The sequence below is a fragment of the Pseudomonas sp. FH4 genome (assembly GCF_000510915.2).
In the GTDB taxonomy this organism is placed as follows: Bacteria; Pseudomonadota; Gammaproteobacteria; order Pseudomonadales; family Pseudomonadaceae; genus Aquipseudomonas; species Aquipseudomonas brenneri.
In genome coordinates this window covers 124,123-144,496 of the sequence record NZ_AOHN01000005.1, presented here as the reverse complement: position 1 = coordinate 144,496, position 20,374 = coordinate 124,123, and the positions used below count along the sequence as shown (strand labels likewise).

The following is a 20,374-nucleotide window of genomic DNA, read 5'->3' as shown; positions in this document are numbered from 1 at the left end:
ATTTGATTCGTGTTGTTGGTAACTCAGGCGCCAGGCAACGCCAACTGCGGATTGACGAAGTCAAACGCCGCCAACTGGAAACCTTGCTCATCCACTTGCAACGCCCAACCTTGCTTGTCCCAGTCTCCCAGCACAATGCGCTTGGCCGCCTGCTCGCCAATCTGCAATTTGTGAATGGCCGGGCGGTGGGTGTGGCCGTGGACCAGGGTGCGCACGCCGAACTGCTGCATCACCCGTGGTACTTCCTCGGGCGTCACATCGACAATATCGTTGGCTTTCATCCGCGTTTGCGCACGGCTTTCACTGCGCAGTTTGCGCGCCAGTTTATGGCGGGTGCGCAAGGGCAGGTGGCGCAGGATAAACAGCACGATAGGGTTACGCAGGATGCGCCGCAGCTTCATATAGCCGAGGTCGCGGGTACACAGGCTGTCGCCGTGCATCAACAGCACGGGCTCGCCATGCAACTGCACGACAGTGGGGTCCTTGAGCAAGGTCACGCCTGCTGCTTTGCAGAATGCCTTGCCGATCAGGAAATCCCGGTTGCCATGCATCAAAAATAGCTGGGTGCCGCTGTCGCTCAGCTCACGCAGAGCCTCGCAAATGGAGCGCTGGAACGGGGTCATCGCATCGTCGCCAATCCAGGCTTCGAAAAAATCTCCCAGGATGTACAACGCTTGCGCACTACGGGCGCGGCCGTTGAGTAAACCCAGAAACGCCCGGGTAATATCCGGGCGCTCCTCTTCCAGATGTAAGTCTGAAATCAGCAATATCACGCAATGATCTCGGCTTTCTCGATGATCACGTCGTCTGCTGGTACGTCCTGGTGGCCGGATTTCATGGTGGTGGAAACACCCTTGATCTTGTCCACGACGTCGGTGCCTTCGGTGACTTTACCGAATACCGCGTAGCCCCAACCCTGCACGGTCTTGGCGCTGTGGTTGAGGAAGCTGTTATCAGCCACGTTGATGAAGAACTGCGCGGAGGCCGAATGCGGCTCCATGGTACGGGCCATGGCGACGGTGTACTTGTCGTTGGAAAGACCGTTGTCCGCTTCGTTCTGGATGCTGGCACGCTTGTCTTTCTTTTCTTTCATGCCGGGTTCGAAACCACCGCCCTGGATCATGAAGTTGCCGATGACACGGTGGAAAACAGTGTTTTCGTAGTGGCCGGCTTTGACGTACTCGATGAAGTTGGCGACGGTGGTCGGCGCTTTCTCGGCGTTCAGCTCGATGACGATGTCACCGTGGTTGGTGCTCAGTTTGACTTGAGTCATGTTCACTACTCTTTCAAGGAATTCGTGGGGTTGGGCGTATTCAACGCCTGCATCCGTTCAGCAATACACTGCCAAGGCGCGCAGTTTAGCGTGCCCTGCAGGAATTTCGAGGTGGTTTTTTACCGCCCATGCAATAAATGCAGCAGTTTTTGAGCCTGCTCTGTCAGCGGCTTGACAGCTTCGGCTATGATAAGCCCTTTGTTTTATCTGGCCCCAACCGGCCACGAACCTGTCTGTTCAAGGATCTTATGAGCAAGCCCACTGTCGACCCTACCTCGAATTCCAAGACCGGACCTGCCGTCCCGGTCAACTTCCTGCGCCCGATCATCCAGGCGGACCTGGATTCGGGCAAGCACACGCAGATCGTCACCCGCTTCCCGCCAGAGCCCAACGGCTACCTGCACATCGGTCACGCCAAGTCGATCTGTGTGAACTTCGGCCTGGCCCAGGAGTTCGGTGGCGTCACGCACCTGCGTTTCGACGACACCAACCCGGCCAAGGAAGACCAGGAATACATCGACGCCATCGAAAGCGACATCAAGTGGCTGGGCTTCGAATGGTCCGGTGAAGTGCGCTACGCCTCCAAGTACTTCGACCAGTTGTTCGACTGGGCCGTGGAACTGATCAAGGCCGGCAAGGCCTACGTCGACGACCTGACGCCTGCGCAGGCCAAGGAATACCGTGGCACCCTGACTGAGCCTGGCAAGAACAGCCCGTTCCGCGACCGTTCGGTAGAAGAGAACCTGGACTGGTTCACCCGCATGCGCGACGGTGAGTTCGCCGACGGTGCACGTGTGCTGCGCGCCAAGATCGACATGGCCTCGCCGAACATGAACCTGCGCGACCCGATCATGTACCGCATCCGCCACGCCCATCACCACCAGACCGGTGACAAGTGGTGCATCTACCCCAACTACGACTTCACCCACGGTCAGTCGGACGCCATCGAAGGCATCACTCACTCCATTTGCACCCTGGAGTTCGAAAGTCACCGTCCGCTGTACGAATGGTTCCTCGACAGCCTGCCAGTACCGGCGCATCCGCGTCAGTACGAATTCAGCCGCCTGAACCTGAACTACACCATCACCAGCAAGCGCAAGCTCAAGCAACTGGTCGATGAAAAGCACGTGTTTGGCTGGGACGACCCACGCATGTCGACGCTGTCGGGCTTCCGCCGCCGCGGCTACACCCCGGCGTCGATCCGTAACTTCTGCGACATGGTCGGCACCAACCGTTCCGACGGCGTGGTCGACTTCGGCATGCTGGAATTCAGCATTCGCCAGGACCTGGACCACAACGCCCCGCGCGCCATGTGCGTGCTGCGTCCGTTGAAAGTCGTGATCACCAACTACCCGGAAGGCCAGGTCGAGAACCTCGAACTGCCGCGTCATCCGCAGAAAGAAGAACTGGGTGTGCGCAAGTTGCCGTTCGCCCGTGAAATCTATATCGACCGTGATGACTTCATGGAAGAACCGCCAAAAGGCTACAAGCGCCTGGAGCCGAACGGCGAAGTGCGCCTGCGCGGCAGCTACGTGATCCGTGCTGACGAAGCGATCAAGGACGCCGATGGCAACATCGTCGAACTGCGTTGCTCCTACGATCCGGACACCCTGGGCAAGAACCCTGAAGGCCGCAAGGTCAAGGGCGTGGTGCACTGGGTGCCGGCGGCGGCCAGCGTCGAGTGCGAAGTGCGCCTGTACGATCGCCTGTTCCGTTCGGCCAACCCTGAGAAGGCCGAAGACAGCGCCAGTTTCCTTGACAACATCAACCCTGATTCCCTGCAAGTACTCACTGGTTGTCGTGCCGAGCCATCGTTGGGCGAAGCACAGCCGGAAGACCGTTTCCAGTTCGAGCGCGAAGGCTACTTCTGCGCGGATATCAAGGACTCGAAACCAGGCGCTCCGGTATTCAACCGTACCGTGACCTTGCGTGATTCGTGGGGTCAGTGATTCAGTCTTAAGGGATTCATCGTGCTAACGATCTACAACACGCTCAGCAAGACCAAAGAAGTCTTCAAGCCGCTGGATGGCAACAAGGTGCGCATGTACGTGTGCGGCATGACCGTGTACGACTACTGCCACATCGGCCACGGCCGCAGCATGGTTGCCTTTGACCTGGTGACCCGCTGGTTGCGTTTCAGCGGCTACGACTTGACGTATGTGCGCAACATTACCGACATCGACGACAAGATCATCAATCGCGCCAACGAAAACGGCGAGTCGTTCGATGCGCTGACCGAGCGCATGATTGCTGCCATGCACGAGGACGAGGCGCGCCTCAACATCCTCAAGCCGGACATGGAACCGCGTGCCACGGACCACATCCCTGGCATGCACGCGATGATCCAGACCTTGATCGACAAGGGCTACGCCTACGCCCCGGGCAATGGCGACGTGTACTACCGCGTCGCCAAGTTCATGGGCTACGGCAAGCTGTCGCGCAAGAAGATCGAAGACCTGCGCATCGGTGCACGCATCGAAGTCGACGAAGCCAAGCAGGATCCGCTGGACTTCGTGCTGTGGAAAGGCACCAAGCCGGGCGAGCCGAGCTGGGAGTCGCCGTGGGGCGCCGGGCGTCCGGGCTGGCACATCGAATGCTCGGTGATGTCTACTTGCTGCCTGGGCGAGACCTTCGACATTCATGGCGGCGGCAGCGACCTTGAGTTCCCGCACCACGAAAACGAAATCGCCCAGAGCGAAGCGGCCACCGGCAAGACCTACGCCAACGCGTGGATGCATTGCGGCATGATTCGCATCAATGGCGAGAAGATGTCCAAGTCCTTGAACAACTTCTTCACCATTCGCGACGTGCTGGAAAAGTACCACCCAGAGGTTGTGCGTTACCTGCTGGTATCGAGCCACTACCGCAGCGCCATCAACTACTCGGAAGACAACCTCAAGGACGCCAAGGGCGCCCTCGAACGTTTCTACCACGCGTTGAAAGGCCTGCCAGTCGTGGCGCCGGCCGGTGGCGAAGCATTTGTTGAACGCTTCACCAGCGTGATGAACGACGACTTCGGCACCCCCGAAGCCTGCGCCGTACTGTTTGAAATGGTCCGCGAGATCAACCGCCTGCGCGAGAGCGATCTGCATGCAGCAGCTGGTTTGGCAGCCCGTTTGAAAGAACTGGCCAGCGTACTGGGCGTTCTGCAAATGGAAGCCGACGACTTCCTGCAAGCCGGCGCGGAAGGGCGTGTGGATGCAGCTGAGGTCGACGCACTGATCCAGGCCCGCCTGAATGCCCGTGCCAACAAGGACTGGGCAGAATCCGACCGCATCCGCGACCAACTCACCGCCATGGGCGTGGTGTTGGAAGACGGGAAGGGTGGGACGACCTGGCGCTTGGCTGACTGACGGCTGATTGCTTCAAGCTGAATAAAAACGCCCCGACTGGTTCGGGGCGTTTTTATTTGTGCAGGTTTTGCCAATCAACACCGCTCAACTGTAGGCGCTGGCTTGCCAGCGATGGCGGACGGGCTATCGCAGACTAATCTGGATGGTGAGTGGGCCTTGTTCTTTCTTGCTCAGTTCCACATTGAACGACGGCGCTGCTCACCAATAGCTCAACTCCTTCCAGCATCCGACAAATTCCTAGCGCCACACGCCGTGCAGTGCCGTCTACTTCAAAAGCCAAATGGGTTGCCAATACTTGAGCCGATGCAAGGTCTTCCGAGGCGTTGATCAACAATACCTCTGCATTTAACCCTTCGCGCACGGTGAAAAGGCGGTGGTTTTCAGTAGGCCGCTTGGTTTCGGCAGGAGGGTTCAGATAGTAGTCAATCGCTCGTTGAGCAACTGCCTGAAGCGAGGTTGAGTCTAACGGCGGGTTTGGGCTGTGTTTGATCATGGCAAGGCTCCCAGAGTTATGGAACTGCTACCCATCGCTGCGAAACGATACCTGGGTGGCAGCTGTACGCAGGTTCGCAGACCGGGACTCTAGGAACCCGGCATACCCGAAGGTATCCCGCGCACAGCCGCCATGACATCAGGCATAAAAAAGCGCCCGTTATCTTGTGGTGGACGCTGTGCGTCTAGAGTTTAACCGGGCTGCGAAACCCGGTCGCTGAATTTGCAGCGACTGCCGAAGATTATTGGGGCATCTTCCGAGCAGCAACCCTAAAACGCTGTCGGATAAATCTGAGGCTGGCTGCCCGTAGGGGCGGTTACCGTTACGTAGCGGCGCGTAACCGCTTGTATAAGGTATTACGGCTAACCCCCAGCTCCCGCGCCAGGTGGGAGATATTTCCGCCGACCGCTGCCAGTCGCTGCTGAAGGTTTTGGCTATCGTCCAGATCGCCCATAACTGGCGGTGCGCTGGGCGAGGCTTGGCCCAGGTCGACAAAGAAATCATCGGGCAGATGCTCCGGGCGGATTGGTTGGTCTTCGGCCATGGCCAGCGCGACCTGCATCACACTGCTGACCTGGCGCAAGTTGCCTGGCCAAGGGTGTTGCTCGAATAACGCCAGCACTTCAGCACTGAGGCCGGCCCATTGCGTCGGTTCGCGATGCTGTTGCCATAGTTGCTTGAACAGCACCTGTTTATCGCTGCGCTCACGCAGGGGCGGCAGTTCCAGGGTCAGGCCGCCGATGCGGTAGTACAAATCCTCACGAAACCGTCCGATCTGCACCTGTTCACGCAGCGAACGGTTGGTGGCCGAGATAATGCGCAGGTCCACCGGGAACAGTTCGCTGCTGCCCACCGGTTGCACGCAGCGCTCTTGCAATACCCGCAGCAGCCGGGCCTGGGTCGGGAGGGGCATGTCACCGATTTCATCGAGAAACAGCGTGCCTTTGTCCGCCTTGCGGATCAGGCCGATGCTGCCTTTTTGGTTGGCACCGGTGAACGCGCCTTTTTCGTAGCCAAACAGCTCCGATTCCACCAACTCGGCAGGAATTGCCGCACAGTTGACTGCGATAAAAGCCTGTTGGCTGCGGGAGCTGGCCTGGTGCAGGGCTTTGACGAAGACTTCCTTGCCGACACCGGTTTCACCGTGGATCAGCAGCGGGATATCTTTTTCCAGCAGGCGTTCGGCTTGGCGCACGGCCTTTTCCACGCGGCTGTCGCCAAAGTGCAGGGTCTTCAGGCCAATGGTTACAGGGGCGGGCTCGCTAAAGATCCGGGCCTGTACCGGCGATTGTTTGGGCCGTTTGAGCAAGCACTGGAAACGGTTGCGCCCCGCAGCCTGTAGGGCAAAGGGCTGGCCTTCGGGCTGATTGAGCAACTCCAGCAGCGAGACCTTGAACAGGCTGTCGATCATCACCCGTGACAGGCTGATGCCCAGCAGGTTGTCGGCACGGCGGTTGGCTGAAAGCACCTGGCCACTATCATCGAAAATCAGCAGGCCGGCCCACTGGCTGTCGAGGTTGTTCAGGCCGGTGTTGAAAGTCAGTTGGAAGTGCTCGCCGCCAAACAGGTTGAGGATCAGCCGGTTTTCCACGGTCTGGCTCATCATCTTGACCATGCCCAGGGTGTGGGAGGGTGGCAGGTAGCTGTCACTGGAGACATCCAGCACCGCGATGATCTCGCGGTTGGCATCAAAGATCGGCGCCGCTGAGCCGGTCATGAAGCGGTTGGCCTTGAGGAAGTGTTCGTCATGCTCGATATGCACCGCCTGGGCGCAGGCCAGGGCGGTACCAATGGCATTGGTGCCGGTGGCGCGCTCCAGCCAACTGGCCCCGGCATTGAAGCCTCGTGCCAGCTTGGGCTCGATAAAGCGTTGGGTGCCCCAGGAGGTGAGGACCTGGCCGTGGTTGTCGGCGAGCATGATCAGGCAATTGGAGTTGCTGAGGATGTTCTCGTAATAGGGCAGGACTTCCTGGTGAGTGGTCTGCACCAGGGAATGTTGGCTTTCCAGCAATTGGCTGATGCCCTCGGCGGGCAGTTGGTCGAAGCTGGGGGCGCTTTGGTGATCGAGGCCAAAGGCACGGCAGCGGCGCCAGGAGTCCTGGATGATGGTGTCGTGGGGCAAGGATTCGGCCATGGAGACCTTCTTTTTATTGTTATTTGGGGCTTGCGCAATCTAACGGTGAAAAGCGATCAAATTGTGGGAGCGGGCTTGCTCGCGATAGCGGTGTATCAGTTGCAGGTCAGGTGCCTGAACCAGCGCTATCGCGAGCAAGCCCGCTCCCACATTTCGATCTGTGTCGTTGGTGAGGCTTATTCAGTGTTGTTCAGAACTGTTCATTGTCAACCCGCTGGTTGTTCAATTGTTCAGTTGCGAATGTTCATTTCTGTTCAGGGCTGAACGGCGGTTTTCCTCAACTTATTGAACCATAGGCGCTTTTTATTTCTGGCACGAAACTCGCTCTGGCCTTGGAAGAACAATTCCAATAATAAAAAGGTCGTGTCATGTCATTGACCCTGGAACATGTCACCCGCGTTGTCGAAGGCCAGACCTGGATCGATGATGCCAACCTGCGCTTCGAAGCAGGCTCCTTCAATGTCCTGCTCGGCCGTACGCTGTCCGGCAAGACCAGTCTGATGCGTCTGATGGCCGGCCTGGATAAGCCTGACAATGGGCGCATCCTGATGAACGGTGTGGACGTTACCCACAAGCCCGTGCGTTTGCGCAATGTGTCGATGGTCTACCAGCAGTTCATCAACTACCCGACCATGACCGTGTTCGAAAACATCGCCTCGCCCTTGCGCCAGGCCGGGGTGTCCAACGAACTGATCCAGAGCAAAGTGCTGGAAACCGCGCAGATGCTGCGTATCGACAAGTTCCTGCAACGCCATCCCCTGGAGCTGTCCGGTGGCCAGCAGCAACGAACGGCCATGGCCCGGGCGCTGGTCAAGGACGCCGAATTGATCCTGTTTGATGAGCCTCTGGTGAACCTGGACTACAAATTGCGCGAAGAGCTGCGTCAGGAAATGCGCGAGCTGTTCAAGGCGCGCAACACCATCGCCATCTACGCCACCACCGAGCCCAATGAAGCCCTGGCCCTGGGCGGCACCACCACGATCCTCCATGAAGGCCGGGTGATCCAGAGCGGCAAGGCCGCCGAGGTCTATCACCAGCCGCAAACGGTGCTGGCCGCCGAGTTGTTTTCCGAACCGCCAATCAACCTGATGCCGGGGCGGATTAGCGGCAACGAGGTGAGCTTCGCCAATGATGTGCACTTCCCATTGAATGTGGACCTGCGGCCGATTGGTGAAGGCGAGTTCCGTTTTGGCGTGCGCCCCAGTCATATCAGCCTGGTACCCAGCAATGACGATGACCTGGAACTGGCCGTGACCGTGGAAGTGGCGGAGATCAGTGGTTCGGAAACCTTTCTGCATGTACGCAGTGACCATTTCCTACTGGTGTTGCACCTGCCTGGGGTGCACGAATACGACGTCGATGCGCCGATCCGGATCTATATCCCCACCCATAAACTGTTTGTGTTCGATGGCCAGGGCTGCTTGGTCCAGGCGCCCGGGCGCCGTGTCGCGAGGGTTGCCTGATGGCCGAGATCCATTTGCAGAACCTGGCGCATAGCTACAGCCCTACGCCTGCCGGTCCCGAGGACTACGCCATTCGTGAAATGAACCACGTCTGGGAGCAGGGTGGCGCCTACGCGTTGCTCGGCCCGTCGGGCTGTGGCAAGTCGACGTTGCTCAATATCATCTCTGGCCTGCTTAGCCCTTCGGAAGGCCAGGTACTGTTCGACAGCAAGGTGGTGAATGACCTGACTCCGGAAAAACGCAATATCGCCCAGGTGTTCCAGTTCCCGGTGGTCTACGACACCATGACGGTGTTCGACAACCTGGCATTCCCCCTGCGTAACCAGGGCATGGCCGAGGCGAAAGTGCACAGCAAGGTGCAGGAAATTGCCGAGGTGCTCGACCTGCAGAACCTGTTGGGCAAAAAAGCCCGCAACCTCAGCGCCGATGAAAAGCAGAAGGTATCGATGGGCCGTGGGCTGGTGCGCGATGACGTCTCGGCGATCCTGTTTGATGAGCCGCTGACAGTGATCGATCCGCATCTGAAGTGGAAACTGCGGCGCAAGCTCAAGCAGATCCACGAGCAGTTCAACATCACCATGGTCTACGTCACCCACGATCAGTTGGAGGCCTCGACCTTTGCCGACAAGATTGCGGTGATGTACGGCGGGCAGATTGTGCAGTTCGGCACACCGCGGGAGTTGTTCGAGCGCCCCAGTCATACCTTTGTCGGCTATTTCATCGGTAGCCCTGGGATGAATCTGATTGAGGTGCAGGCTGACGCCGGTGGTGTGCGTTTTGCCGGTACTCACCTGGCGTTGTCCGAGCTGCAGCAACGTCAGATTTCGGAAAAAGCCTACAAGAAACTTCAGGTCGGGATTCGTCCAGAGTTTATCCATGTGTGGGACGAGCCCAATCCCGACGCGTTGCAGGCCGACGTCATGCATGTCGAAGACCTGGGCACCTACAAGATCATGACGCTCAACCTCGACGGTGCGCCGTTGAAAGTACGCCTGGCCGAAGACAAGCCGGTGCCCGAGGGGCGGGCCTCGATCAGTTTTCCGGCGCAATGGCTGATGGTGTATGCCGACGATTACCTGCTGGAGGTGCGGCCATGAACAAGGTGCAGAACAACAAGGCCTGGTGGCTGGTATTGCCGGTGTTCCTGCTGGTGGCGTTCAGCGCGGTGATCCCGATGATGACCGTGGTCAACTACTCGGTGCAGGACATCTTCGACCAGTCCAGCCGCTATTTCGTCGGGGCTGACTGGTACAAACAGGTGCTGCTTGACCCGCGCCTGCATGACTCGCTGCTGCGCCAGTTCATCTATTCGGCTTGTGTGCTGCTGATCGAAATCCCGCTGGGTATCGCGATCGCCCTGACCATGCCGACCAAGGGCCGCTGGTCGTCCCTGGTATTGATTGTGATGGCCATCCCGCTACTGATCCCGTGGAACGTGGTCGGCACCATCTGGCAGATTTTTGGACGTGCCGATATCGGCCTGTTGGGCTCGACCCTGAATGCCATGGGCATCAACTATAACTATGCCGCCAACACCATGGATGCCTGGGTCACGGTACTGGTGATGGACGTCTGGCATTGGACGTCCCTGGTGGCGCTGCTGTGCTACTCGGGGCTGCGAGCAATCCCGGATGTGTACTACCAGGCTGCGCGGATTGATCGGGCATCGGCCTGGGCCGTATTCCGACATATCCAATTGCCGAAGATGAAGAGCGTTCTGTTGATCGCGGTGATGCTGCGTTTCATGGACAGTTTCATGATCTACACCGAGCCGTTTGTGCTGACCGGCGGTGGACCGGGTAATGCCACTACCTTCTTGAGTCAGACCTTGACCCAGATGGCGATAGGACAATTCGACCTGGGCCCGGCTGCTGCGTTTTCCCTGGTGTATTTCCTGATCATCCTGTTGGTGTCCTGGCTGTTCTACACCGCCATGACCCACTCCGACGCCAACCGCTGAGGCCGCCAACATGAGCAAGCGCAAGGTCATCCCACTGCTGATCTACATCCTGTTCCTGCTGGTGCCGATCTACTGGCTGTTGAACATGTCCTTCAAGAGCAACACCGAAATCCTCGGAGGGCTGACGCTGTTTCCCCAGGACTTCACCTTCGCCAACTACAAGGTGATTTTCACCGACCCCAGTTGGTACACCGGCTACCTCAACTCGTTGTATTACGTAAGCCTGAACACGGTTATTTCCCTGACAGTGGCGCTGCCGGCGGCCTACGCGTTTTCACGCTATCGCTTCCTGGGCGACAAACACCTGTTCTTCTGGTTGCTGACCAACCGCATGGCGCCGCCGGCGGTGTTTCTGCTGCCGTTTTTCCAGCTGTATTCGTCGATTGGCCTGTTCGACACCCATATCGCGGTAGCTCTGGCTCACTGCCTGTTCAACGTACCGCTGGCGGTGTGGATTCTGGAGGGATTCATGTCGGGGGTGCCCAAAGAGATCGACGAAACTGCCTACATCGACGGTTACAGCTTTCCGAAGTTCTTCGTGAAGATATTTATCCCATTGATTGGCTCTGGGATCGGGGTCACAGCGTTTTTCTGCTTCATGTTTTCCTGGGTCGAACTGCTGCTGGCGCGCACGCTGACCTCGGTGAACGCCAAGCCGATTGCCGCCGTGATGACGCGTACGGTATCGGCCTCCGGCATTGATTGGGGCGTGCTCGCGGCGGCCGGGGTGTTGACCATTTTGCCGGGCATGCTGGTGATCTGGTTTGTTCGCAACCATGTGGCCAAGGGCTTTGCCCTGGGTCGGGTCTGAGGAAACGATGATGGAATGGATGGCCTGGACCACCCCGACGGCACTGTTTTTTGCGGCGATTGCCCTGCTGTTGGCGGGCATGACCACGTGGGAGCTGCGTTCGCCGAGTATTCCCCGGCGCGGTTTGTTACCGATCAGCACGACGCGTGGTGATCGCTTGTTTATCGGTCTTCTCGGGAGCGCCTACCTGCACCTGCTGGTGATTGGCGTAACCGGCTGGAGCATCTGGGTGGCGTCCGCGCTGTCTGTGGTGTGGCTGTTGTCTGTGATGCGCTGGGGCTGAGGTGGTCCCCATACCCCTGTAGGAGCGAGCTTGCTCGCGAAAGTCGTCAACGATAACGCAGGTTGTCTGGATTAACGCGGTGTCTTGGGGTTTTTCGCGAGCAAGCTCGCTCCTACATGGGTCGGGGCATCTGTCGGTCCCGTCTGAAATCAACCAGGAGGTCTCTATGTTCGATAAAAACAATAAGCTGCGACATAGCATTTCATTGGCCGCCGTCTTGGCCCTCAGCGGCTTGAGTGCTGCGGCCTGGGCTGATGCCTATGAAGATGCCGCGAAAAAATGGATCGGCAGCGAGTTCAAACCGTCCACCCTGACGCAAGCCCAGCAGCTTGAAGAGTTGAAGTGGTTTATCAAGGCGGCCGAGCCGTTTCGTGGGATGAAGATCAATGTGGTGTCGGAAACCCTCACCACCCACGAGTACGAATCCAAGGTACTGGCCAAGGCCTTCAGTGAAATCACCGGGATCAAGCTGACCCACGACCTGCTGCAGGAAGGCGATGTGGTGGAGAAACTGCAAACCCAGATGCAGTCCGACAAGAATATCTATGACGGCTGGGTCAATGACTCCGACTTGATCGGTACGCACTTTCGTTATGGCAAGACCGAGTCCATCACCGACCTGATGGCCAATGAAGGCAAGGACTTCACCTCGCCGACCCTGGACCTCAAGGACTTTATCGGCATCTCGTTTACCACCGCACCAGACGGCAAGATCTATCAGTTGCCCGACCAGCAGTTCGCCAACCTCTATTGGTTCCGCGCTGACTGGTTCGAGCGTGCTGACCTGAAAGCCAAGTTCAAGGAAAAGTACGGTTATGAACTGGGCGTACCGGTGAACTGGTCAGCCTATGAAGACATCGCCAAGTTCTTCAGCGAAGACGTCAAGGAAATCGACGGCAAGCGCGTCTACGGGCATATGGACTACGGCAAGAAAGACCCGTCCCTGGGCTGGCGCTTTACCGATGCCTGGTTCTCCATGGCGGGTGGCGGCGACAAGGGCCTGCCCAATGGCTTGCCGGTGGACGAGTGGGGGATCCGGGTCGAGGACTGCCATCCGGTGGGTTCCAGCGTGACTCGCGGCGGCGACACCAACGGTCCGGCCGCGGTGTTTGCCACGCAGAAGTATGTCGACTGGATGCGCGCCTATGCGCCACCGGAAGCGGCGGGCATGACCTTCTCCGAGTCTGGGCCGGTGCCGTCCCAGGGCAATATCGCCCAGCAGATCTTCTGGTATACCGCTTTTACCGCCGACATGACCAAACCCGGGCTGCCGGTGATGAATACCGACGGTACGCCGAAGTGGCGCATGGCACCGTCGCCACGCGGGCCGTATTGGGAGGAGGGGATGAAGCTGGGGTATCAGGACGTGGGTTCCTGGACGTTCCTCAAGTCCACGCCTGAGAAGCAAAAACTCGCGGCTTGGCTCTATGCGCAGTTCGTGACGTCGAAAACCGTCTCCCTGAAAAAAACCATCGTCGGCCTGACGCCAATCCGCGAATCCGACATCAACTCCCAGGCCATGACCGACCTGGCCCCCAAACTCGGCGGCCTGGTGGAGTTCTACCGCAGCCCGGCGCGGGTGCAGTGGACACCGACCGGTACCAACGTGCCGGACTATCCACGCCTGGCCCAACTGTGGTGGAGCCACATTTCGGAAGCCGCCAGCGGCGAGAAAACCCCGCAACAGGCACTGGATGGCCTGGCCAAGGACCAGGACGCGATCATGACGCGCCTGGAGCGCTCCAAGGTGCAGCCGATCTGCGGACCGAAGATGAACCCCGAGCGCGACGCCCAGTATTGGTTCGACCAGCCGGGCGCACCGAAGCCGAAACTGGCGAACGAGAAACCCAAGGGTGAAACCGTGAACTATGCCGATTTGCTCAAGTCGTGGGAGGCGGCACGCAAGTGAGGTAGGGCGGATAGTAAAACGGCACCGTGAGGTGCCGTTTTTGTTGATGTGTGAAAGACCGCTTCAGCAGTCTTTAAGGCAGACAATTAGCTTAGCAATGCCAATCGTTCCACCGTATCCGGAAACTTTGATACCAGGCGAATCAGTATGGCCGCCTGGGCATTAGGTCGCGCGCGGCCTTGCTCCCAGTTTTCCAGGGTGCGTGTATTGGTGCGTAGGTACATGGCAAATACAGCACGGGAAAGATTGAGTTGTTGTCGTACTGCAATGACGTCTTCAGCGGTGAGAGGGGCCAGTTTGTTTTGCTGCACGGTATGAGTACGTAGTGTGACCTTGCCTTGGCGCTCATTGGCCAATGCATCGAAGCCTTCGACCAGTTCGGAAAAAATGTCACGGTTCATGTGAATCCTCTCGCTTTGATTTCCCTGTCCAGCATGTGTTTGAGGGCTTTTTTGTGTTGTGGGCTCAAGTCGCTCTGCTCGTGCTTGCCGTACAGCGTGAACAGCCAAAATTGAGTGCCGCCTGACCACCAGTAGTAGATGACGCGTAATCCACCTCGCTTGCCTTTGTTTCGTCGTTCATCGACGAAGCGCAGCTTGCGTAACCCACCGGTGCCTTCCATCACGGCTCCCGCTTCGGGGTTCTTCATTAGCTCTTGTTGAAAGCCGTGAAACAGTTCGTCAGTCAGGTAGTCCTTGCGGTACCGCTCAAAGGGCGGCAGTTCGATAAATAGAGCATCCATGTTCTGTACGTAGCCTGCGTATAGTTTGGTGGCCCATGTGCCAGGGGTCAAGTGACCCTGGTGTGGGATTCTTCCTAAAGCGCACACACCATACGAGCGGCTCTGGCAGGTAGATGCCAGACACAGAGGCATTTCAGTAAGGAATATTCCTTGAACTGGGCAGGGAGCTTGAACCTTTCCCAGAAACGCAAAACGGCACCCAAAGGTGCCGTTCTGTTTACTGCTTGAGCCTAAGCGATCAACCCGCCATCACCGCATGCTGCACCAGGGTGAGCAACGGTTGTGGGTACACACCCAGGAAGAATGCCAGCAGGGCGATAGCCAGCAGCATCACGCCGCCGGCTTTCTGTTCCCAGTGCAGCTCGGCATCCACACGGCGCAGGTTTGGCTCGATCAGGTACAGGGTGACCATCACGCGCAGGTAGTAGAACACGCCGATGGCACTGCCCAGCACCAGGGAGGCAACCAGCCACCATTCGTGGGCTTCGACACCGGTCGCGACGATGTAGAACTTGCCGATAAAGCCTGCGGTCAGCGGGATGCCGGCCAGGGACAGCATCATCACGGTCAGCACGGCAGTCAGGTACGGACGGCGCCAGAACAGGCCGCGATACTCGTACAGGGCGTCGGCGTCACGGCCTTTGTACGGCGAGGACATCAGGGTGATCACACCGAAAGCGCCAAGGCTGGTGATCACGTAGGTGACCAGATACACGCCGATGGCTTCCACGGCCAGGCCTTTGCTCGCCACCAGGGCGATCAGCAGGTAGCCGAAGTGGGCGATGGACGAGTAACCCAGCAGACGCTTGAGGTTGTTCTGGGTCAGGGCCAGCAGGTTACCGAACAGGATCGACGCGATGGCGATCACGGTCAGCACGTCGCTCAGCACGCCCGTGTTGGCGGCAGGGGAGATCTGGAACAGACGCACCATCACCGCAAACACTGCAACCTTCGAGGCGGTTGCCAGGAACGCGGCCACCGGCGCCGGGGCGCCTTCGTACACGTCTGGGGTCCACAGGTGGAAGGGTACCAGCGACAGCTTGAACGCCAGGCCGATCAGCATCATGGCCAGGCCCAGTTGGGCGATGGGCGCAGGCATGCTGGTGGTGGCCAGGGCGTGGCCGATACCGCTGAAGCTCAGGCTGCCGGCTTCGGCGTAGAGCAGGGCCATACCGAACAACAGGAACGCGGAACCGGCGGCCGACAGCACCATGTACTTGATGCCGGCTTCCAGGGAGCGCTTGTTGAAGAAGGCGTACGCCACCAGGCCGTAGGTCGGGATCGACAGCAGTTCCAGGCCGATGAACAAACCGGCCAGGTGCTGCGCGCTGACCAGCACGATACCTCCGGCCGCAGCCAGCAGGATCAGCAGGTACAGCTCTTCGCGGTTGCCCGGGTAGCCGGTGCCGCCTTCGCCGAGGTAGGCGTGGGCGAGGGTGACGCAGGCCAGTGTCGCAACGAGGATCAACGCGGTGTACAGCAGCGCGAAGTCATCGATCATGACCAGCGGGGTCACCGCCAGCGGGGCGACCTTGAGGGCCGGGATAATCGACAGCAGGGCCAGGTTCAGGCCTGCGGTGGACAGCAGGAACGTCTGCGAGTGATTGCGGCGCCAGGCGATCGCCAGCATCACCACCACAATGGTGAGGCTGGTAATCAGCAGCGGCGCAAGCGCGATAAAGTGTTGGATCGTGAATTCCATAGCGCTCTTACCGGGCCGAAGCGAGTTGAGTGAAGGCGGTGCTCAACCACTGCTGCACGCCATGCATCGTGGCGGCAGAGGTGTCGAGGAACGGTTGCGGATACACGCCGATGTACACCAGCAGTACCGCAAGGCCGAGCACCATGATCAGTTCGCGAGCATCCATCCCTTTGAGGACGGCGTCCGACTTGGTCGGGCCGAAGTAGGCGCGGTGGATCATGATCAGCGAGTAGACCGAACCGAACACCAGGCCGGAAGTGGCAATCGCGGTGATCCATGGCGCACTGACGAAGCTGCCCATCAGGATCAGGAACTCACCGACAAAGTTACCCGTACCCGGCAAGCCCAGGGACGCGGCGGCAAAGAACAGGCTGATCGCCGGCAGGTAGGCGATACGCGACCAGATGCCGCCCATCTCACGCATGTCACGGGTGTGCAGGCGCTCGTACAACTGGCCACTGAGGATAAACAGTGCGGCGGCTGAAACACCGTGGGCCAACATCTGGATCACTGCGCCTTGCAACGCCAGCTGGCTGCCGGAGTAGATGCCGATCAGTACGAAACCCATGTGGGAAACGGACGAGAAGGCAATCAGACGCTTGATGTCGGTTTGCGCGAAGGCCAGGAATGCGCCGTAGAAGATCCCGATCAGACCCAGGGTCATGGCGATCGGCGCAAACTCGGCCGAAGCATTCGGGAACAGCGGCAGGGCGAAACGCAGCAGGCCGTAGGCCGCCGTCTTCAACAGGATACCGGCCAGGTCCACGGAACCTGCGGTTGGCGCCTGTGCGTGAGCGTCAGGCAGCCAGGAGTGGAACGGCACCACCGGCAGCTTCACCGCGAAGGCGATGAAGAAACCGAGCATGAGAATGTACTCGGTAGTCATCGACATCTTGGTTTTCAACAGGTCGGCGTAGTTGAAGGTAATCACGCCGGTGTTGTTGAAGTTGACCAGGACCAGGCCCAGGATCGCCACCAACATGATCAGGCCGGAAGCCTGGGTGAAGATGAAGAACTTGGTTGCCGCGTAGATCCGGGTTTTCTTGCCGTCCGAAGAACTGTGACCCCAGAGCGCGATGAGGAAGTACATCGGCACCAGCATCATTTCCCAGAAGAAGAAGAACATGAACAGGTCGAGGGCGAGGAACACGCCAACCACGCCGCCCAGGATCCACATCAGGTTCAGGTGGAAGAAGCCCACGTGACGCTCGATTTCTTTCCAGGAGCAAAGTACCGAGAGGATACCCAGCAGGCCGGTCAGCAGGATCATCAACAGCGACAGGCCGTCGAGGGCCAGGTGCACGTTGATGCCGAAGCGCTCGATCCAGACGTGCTTGAATTCAAGCGCGAAGGTTGGATCGACACCCGGTGCCGGAGCAAATGAATAGTCGCCATGGGCCCACAGCCAGAGGCCGAGTGCGAGTTCCAGGGACATGGTCAGCAACGCAATCCAGCGGGGCAGGGTGGCGCCGAAGCGTTCACCCATCCAGCAGAGCAGGCCGCCGATAAAGGGGATCAGGATTAGCCAGGGCAGAATCATGACGGGCTCGTTTCCTTTCGCAAGTTCGCAAAGTTCATATCAGACCGCTACCACTACGATGGCGCCGATCACCAGCACGGCACCGGCCGCCATGGAAGCTGCATACCAACGCAATTGGCCTGTCTCGGTGCGGCTCAGGGCGGTGTGGCCGGCCTTGGCAGCACGCGGGATCAAACCAATGGTCTGGTCGAGCGGGTCTTTGCGCAGTACATGGCTGATCGCAAGGTAAGGCTTGACGAACAGTTTGTCGTAGATCCAGTCGAAGCCCCAGGCGGCGAACCACCAGGCCGAAAGGAAGCGGCCAATGCCGCTGTTGGCCACGGCAGTCACGAAGCGACGCTTACCGAGGAACAGCAGGGCCGCCAGCAAGATACCGGCGATGGCAATAGCGCCCGAGGCGATTTCCAGGCTGTGCTTGGCATCGCCGCCGGCATGCCCGACGCTTTGTGGCAGTACGCCAGCCAGTGGCGGGGTGATCATGGCGCCGACGAAGGTCGACAGGATGATCAGCACCGACAGTGGCAGCCAGTGGGAGATGCCGTGGCCTGCGTGCGCTTCAGTCTTGGCTTCACCGTGGAAGGTGATGAAGATCAGGCGGAAGGTGTACAGCGAGGTCATGAACGCACCCACCAGACCGGCGTACAGCAGGCCTTGGTTGCCGCTGGCAAAGGCTTCCCAGAGGATTTCGTCTTTCGAGTAGAAACCTGCGGTCACCAGTGGCAGGGCTGCAAGCGCGGCACCACCGACGATGAAGCTGGCGTAGGCCAACGGCAGTTTCTTCCACAGGCCGCCCATCTTGAAGATGTTCTGCTCGTGGTGGCAGGCAACGATCACCGCACCGGACGCCAGGAACAGCAGGGCCTTGAAGAAGGCGTGGGTCATCAGGTGGAAGATCGCGCCGTCCCAGGCGCCGACGCCCAGGGCCAGGAACATGTAGCCGATCTGGCTCATGGTCGAGTAGGCGAGGATCCGCTTGATGTCGGTCTGCACCAGCGCGGCGAAGCCGGCCAGGACCAGGGTCACGCCACCTACCAGGCCCACCAGATGCAGAATCTCCGGCGCCAGGGTGAACAGGCCGTGGGTACGGGCGATCAGGTAGACACCGGCGGTCACCATGGTAGCGGCGTGGATCAGTGCCGACACCGGGGTAGGACCGGCCATGGCGTCTGCCAGCCAGGTTTGCAGGGGCAGTTGTGCCGATTTACCGACAGCGCCACCCAGCAGCATCAGGGTTGCCAGGGTGATCCAGAAGTCGCCGACCTGGAATTTCTGCGGTGCCAGCACCAGCAGTTCCTGGATATTCAGCGTGCCCACCTGTTGGAACAGGATGAACAAGCCGATGGCCATGAACACGTCGCCGATCCGGGTCACGACAAAGGCCTTGAGTGCCGCATTACCGTTGTTGCGGTTGCTGTAGTAGAAACCGATCAACAGGTACGAGCACAGGCCCACGCCTTCCCAGCCGAAGTACAGGAACAACAGGTTATCGCCCAGCACCAGGAACAGCATGCTGGCGATAAACAGGTTGGTGTAGGCGAAGAAGCGCGAGTAGCCGGCTTCACCGCGCATGTACCAGGACGCGAACAGGTGGATCAGGAAGCCCACGCCCACCACCACGCCGAGCATGGTGATCGATAGGCCATCGACGTAGAGGGCGAAGTCAGGCTTGAAGCCCTCGACCGCCATCCACTGCCACAGCACCAGGGTGTAGTGACCGGCTTCGGGCGGTGCAACGTTGAATTGCCAGATGACGTAGGCGGCAACAATCGCCGACAGGCCAATGGAACCCACGCCGACCAGGGCCGAGAGGTTTTCCGACCAGCGTCCACGGGAGAACGACAGCAGCAGGAAACCGATCAGGGGGAATACGAAAGTCAGAAAGATCATGTTCATCCGCGCATCTCACTGGCAGCGTCGATATCAAGCGTGTGGAAGCGACGATACAGTTGCAGCAGGATCGCCAGGCCAATACTGGCCTCGGCGGCTGCCAGGCTGATCACCAGGATGAACATCACTTGTCCATCCGGCTGGCCCCAACGCGCACCCGCCACGATGAAGGCCAGTGCAGCAGCGTTCATCATGATTTCCAGGCTCATCAACACAAACAGGATGTTACGGCGAACCATCAGGCCGACCAGGCCAAGGCAGAACAGGATGCCGGCAACCGCCAGACCATGCTCCAAAGGGATAGCAGGCATCGTCATTGCTCCTTGGCTTCGTTGCGGCCCAAGTGGAAGGCAGTGATGGCTGCAGCGAGCAGCAGCATCGAAGCCAGTTCGACCACCAGCAGGTACGGGCCGAACAGGCTGATGCCCACGGCCTTGGCGTCTACGGTGGTGTGGCCGATGGCCTGGCCGCTCTGGTGAGCGAACAGTACATACAGCAGTTCAGCCAGCAGCAGGGCTGCCAGGATCACCGGGCCAAGCCAGATGCCGGGCTTGAGCCAGACGCGTTCCTGGGCGACCGAAGCGGGCCCCAGGTTGAGCATCATCACCACAAACACGAACAGCACCATGATGGCGCCAGCGTAGGCGATCACTTCCAGGACACCGGCAAACGGTGCGCCGAGGCTGAAAAAGGTCATGGCCACGGCGATCAGCGAAATGATCAGGTAGAGCAGGGCGTGCACGGGGTTGGTGTTGGTGATCACGCGAAGCGTGGACACCACTGCAATACCCGATGCGAAATAGAAAGCGAATTCCATCTTTCTT

The 20,374-nt window shown here is 59.1% G+C and carries 19 protein-coding genes; 8 read left to right on the top strand and 11 right to left on the bottom strand.

Annotated elements, in window-relative coordinates; all coding sequences use genetic code 11:
- Positions 1-23 precede the first annotated feature (23 nt).
- Together lpxH and H097_RS03665 are read right to left on the bottom strand one after the other, a co-directional pair.
- Complete coding sequence (lpxH, locus tag H097_RS03670) at positions 24-773, bottom strand: UDP-2,3-diacylglucosamine diphosphatase (RefSeq protein ID WP_032857411.1); 750 nt, start codon at positions 771-773, stop codon at positions 24-26.
- Complete coding sequence (locus H097_RS03665) at positions 770-1,273, bottom strand: peptidylprolyl isomerase (RefSeq protein ID WP_032857410.1); 504 nt, start codon at positions 1,271-1,273, stop codon at positions 770-772. Before H097_RS03665 ends, lpxH begins: the two co-directional genes overlap by 4 nt.
- Before the next feature lie 248 nt (positions 1,274-1,521).
- On the opposite strand from H097_RS03665, the gene H097_RS03660 reads away from it, so the two are divergent.
- Positions 1,522-3,222, top strand: coding sequence for a glutamine--tRNA ligase/YqeY domain fusion protein (locus tag H097_RS03660; protein ID WP_032857408.1), 1,701 nt, complete (start codon positions 1,522-1,524; stop codon positions 3,220-3,222).
- A 21-nt stretch (positions 3,223-3,243) separates the two neighbouring features.
- Positions 3,244-4,626: a cysteine--tRNA ligase gene (gene cysS, locus H097_RS03655; protein WP_032857406.1), complete on the top strand. Its 1,383-nt coding sequence runs from the start codon at positions 3,244-3,246 to the stop codon at positions 4,624-4,626.
- 133 nt (positions 4,627-4,759) lie between these two features.
- Here the strand turns inward: cysS and H097_RS27490 are convergent, their stop codons facing one another.
- Both H097_RS27490 and H097_RS03650 read right to left on the bottom strand, forming a co-directional pair.
- Complete coding sequence (locus H097_RS27490; RefSeq protein ID WP_082445517.1) at positions 4,760-5,119, bottom strand: hypothetical protein; 360 nt, start codon at positions 5,117-5,119, stop codon at positions 4,760-4,762.
- 322 nt (positions 5,120-5,441) lie between these two features.
- Positions 5,442-7,253, bottom strand: coding sequence for a sigma-54-dependent Fis family transcriptional regulator (locus H097_RS03650; protein ID WP_032857404.1), 1,812 nt, complete (start codon positions 7,251-7,253; stop codon positions 5,442-5,444).
- 368 nt (positions 7,254-7,621) lie between these two features.
- On the opposite strand from H097_RS03650, the gene H097_RS03645 reads away from it, so the two are divergent.
- The 6 genes from H097_RS03645 to H097_RS03620 all read left to right on the top strand — a co-directional run bounded on the left by H097_RS03645 (position 7,622) and on the right by H097_RS03620 (position 13,679).
- Positions 7,622-8,716: an ABC transporter ATP-binding protein gene (locus tag H097_RS03645; RefSeq protein WP_032857401.1), complete on the top strand. Its 1,095-nt coding sequence runs from the start codon at positions 7,622-7,624 to the stop codon at positions 8,714-8,716.
- On the top strand, positions 8,716-9,813 hold the full coding sequence (locus tag H097_RS03640; protein ID WP_032857399.1) for an ABC transporter ATP-binding protein: 1,098 nt from the start codon (positions 8,716-8,718) through the stop codon (positions 9,811-9,813). Before H097_RS03645 ends, H097_RS03640 begins: the two co-directional genes overlap by 1 nt.
- Positions 9,810-10,676 (top strand): sugar ABC transporter permease, encoded by an 867-nt coding sequence (locus H097_RS03635; protein ID WP_032857398.1) that lies wholly within the window; start codon positions 9,810-9,812, stop codon positions 10,674-10,676. The genes H097_RS03640 and H097_RS03635 overlap by 4 nt, the downstream gene beginning before the upstream one ends.
- Before the next feature lie 10 nt (positions 10,677-10,686).
- The gene (locus H097_RS03630; RefSeq protein WP_032857395.1) at positions 10,687-11,487 is read left to right on the top strand and encodes a carbohydrate ABC transporter permease; all 801 of its coding nucleotides are present in this window, start codon (positions 10,687-10,689) and stop codon (positions 11,485-11,487) included.
- 10 nt (positions 11,488-11,497) lie between these two features.
- Positions 11,498-11,770 (top strand): DUF2160 domain-containing protein, encoded by a 273-nt coding sequence (locus tag H097_RS03625; protein WP_029293327.1) that lies wholly within the window; start codon positions 11,498-11,500, stop codon positions 11,768-11,770.
- 166 nt (positions 11,771-11,936) lie between these two features.
- The gene (locus H097_RS03620; protein WP_032857394.1) at positions 11,937-13,679 is read left to right on the top strand and encodes an ABC transporter substrate-binding protein; all 1,743 of its coding nucleotides are present in this window, start codon (positions 11,937-11,939) and stop codon (positions 13,677-13,679) included.
- A gap of 86 nt (positions 13,680-13,765) precedes the next feature.
- Here the strand turns inward: H097_RS03620 and H097_RS03615 are convergent, their stop codons facing one another.
- The 7 genes from H097_RS03615 to nuoJ form a co-directional block, all read right to left on the bottom strand.
- A complete protein-coding gene (locus tag H097_RS03615) occupies positions 13,766-14,080 on the bottom strand; it encodes a transcriptional regulator (protein ID WP_032857393.1) in 315 nt (104 codons plus the stop codon).
- Entirely contained in the window at positions 14,077-14,421 is a 345-nt protein-coding gene (locus H097_RS03610) for a toxin (RefSeq protein WP_032857392.1), read from the bottom strand. Before H097_RS03610 ends, H097_RS03615 begins: the two co-directional genes overlap by 4 nt.
- Positions 14,422-14,659: 238 nt before the next feature.
- Positions 14,660-16,123, bottom strand: a complete 1,464-nt coding sequence (gene nuoN, locus H097_RS03605; RefSeq protein WP_029293335.1) for an NADH-quinone oxidoreductase subunit NuoN — start codon at positions 16,121-16,123, stop codon at positions 14,660-14,662.
- 7 nt (positions 16,124-16,130) lie between these two features.
- Positions 16,131-17,663: an NADH-quinone oxidoreductase subunit M gene (nuoM, locus tag H097_RS03600; protein ID WP_029293337.1), complete on the bottom strand. Its 1,533-nt coding sequence runs from the start codon at positions 17,661-17,663 to the stop codon at positions 16,131-16,133.
- A 39-nt stretch (positions 17,664-17,702) separates the two neighbouring features.
- A complete protein-coding gene (gene nuoL / locus H097_RS03595) occupies positions 17,703-19,556 on the bottom strand; it encodes an NADH-quinone oxidoreductase subunit L (RefSeq protein WP_032857391.1) in 1,854 nt (617 codons plus the stop codon).
- The gene (nuoK, locus tag H097_RS03590) at positions 19,553-19,861 is read right to left on the bottom strand and encodes an NADH-quinone oxidoreductase subunit NuoK (protein ID WP_003174727.1); all 309 of its coding nucleotides are present in this window, start codon (positions 19,859-19,861) and stop codon (positions 19,553-19,555) included. Before nuoK ends, nuoL begins: the two co-directional genes overlap by 4 nt.
- A gap of 2 nt (positions 19,862-19,863) precedes the next feature.
- Positions 19,864-20,367: an NADH-quinone oxidoreductase subunit J gene (gene nuoJ / locus H097_RS03585; protein WP_017476146.1), complete on the bottom strand. Its 504-nt coding sequence runs from the start codon at positions 20,365-20,367 to the stop codon at positions 19,864-19,866.
- Positions 20,368-20,374: the final 7 nt, after the last annotated feature.

What these genes read in the sequence shown, in the direction of transcription:
- H097_RS03665 (WP_032857410.1), bottom strand. Translation starts at nt 1,273, where the DNA reads ATGACTCAAGTCAAACTGAGCACCAACCACGGTGACATCGTCATCGAG.
- H097_RS03615 (WP_032857393.1), bottom strand. Translation starts at nt 14,080, where the DNA reads ATGAACCGTGACATTTTTTCCGAACTGGTCGAAGGCTTCGATGCATTG.
- H097_RS03610 (WP_032857392.1), bottom strand. Translation starts at nt 14,421, where the DNA reads ATGGATGCTCTATTTATCGAACTGCCGCCCTTTGAGCGGTACCGCAAG.
- nuoK (WP_003174727.1), bottom strand. Translation starts at nt 19,861, where the DNA reads ATGCCTGCTATCCCTTTGGAGCATGGTCTGGCGGTTGCCGGCATCCTG.
- nuoM (WP_029293337.1), bottom strand. Translation starts at nt 17,663, where the DNA reads ATGATTCTGCCCTGGCTAATCCTGATCCCCTTTATCGGCGGCCTGCTC.
- nuoN (WP_029293335.1), bottom strand. Translation starts at nt 16,123, where the DNA reads ATGGAATTCACGATCCAACACTTTATCGCGCTTGCGCCGCTGCTGATT.
- H097_RS27490 (WP_082445517.1), bottom strand. Translation starts at nt 5,119, where the DNA reads ATGATCAAACACAGCCCAAACCCGCCGTTAGACTCAACCTCGCTTCAG.
- H097_RS03625 (WP_029293327.1), top strand. Translation starts at nt 11,498, where the DNA reads ATGGAATGGATGGCCTGGACCACCCCGACGGCACTGTTTTTTGCGGCG.
- H097_RS03635 (WP_032857398.1), top strand. Translation starts at nt 9,810, where the DNA reads ATGAACAAGGTGCAGAACAACAAGGCCTGGTGGCTGGTATTGCCGGTG.
- H097_RS03620 (WP_032857394.1), top strand. Translation starts at nt 11,937, where the DNA reads ATGTTCGATAAAAACAATAAGCTGCGACATAGCATTTCATTGGCCGCC.
- H097_RS03660 (WP_032857408.1), top strand. Translation starts at nt 1,522, where the DNA reads ATGAGCAAGCCCACTGTCGACCCTACCTCGAATTCCAAGACCGGACCT.
- H097_RS03645 (WP_032857401.1), top strand. Translation starts at nt 7,622, where the DNA reads ATGTCATTGACCCTGGAACATGTCACCCGCGTTGTCGAAGGCCAGACC.
- H097_RS03640 (WP_032857399.1), top strand. Translation starts at nt 8,716, where the DNA reads ATGGCCGAGATCCATTTGCAGAACCTGGCGCATAGCTACAGCCCTACG.
- H097_RS03650 (WP_032857404.1), bottom strand. Translation starts at nt 7,253, where the DNA reads ATGGCCGAATCCTTGCCCCACGACACCATCATCCAGGACTCCTGGCGC.
- nuoJ (WP_017476146.1), bottom strand. Translation starts at nt 20,367, where the DNA reads ATGGAATTCGCTTTCTATTTCGCATCGGGTATTGCAGTGGTGTCCACG.
- nuoL (WP_032857391.1), bottom strand. Translation starts at nt 19,556, where the DNA reads ATGAACATGATCTTTCTGACTTTCGTATTCCCCCTGATCGGTTTCCTG.
- H097_RS03630 (WP_032857395.1), top strand. Translation starts at nt 10,687, where the DNA reads ATGAGCAAGCGCAAGGTCATCCCACTGCTGATCTACATCCTGTTCCTG.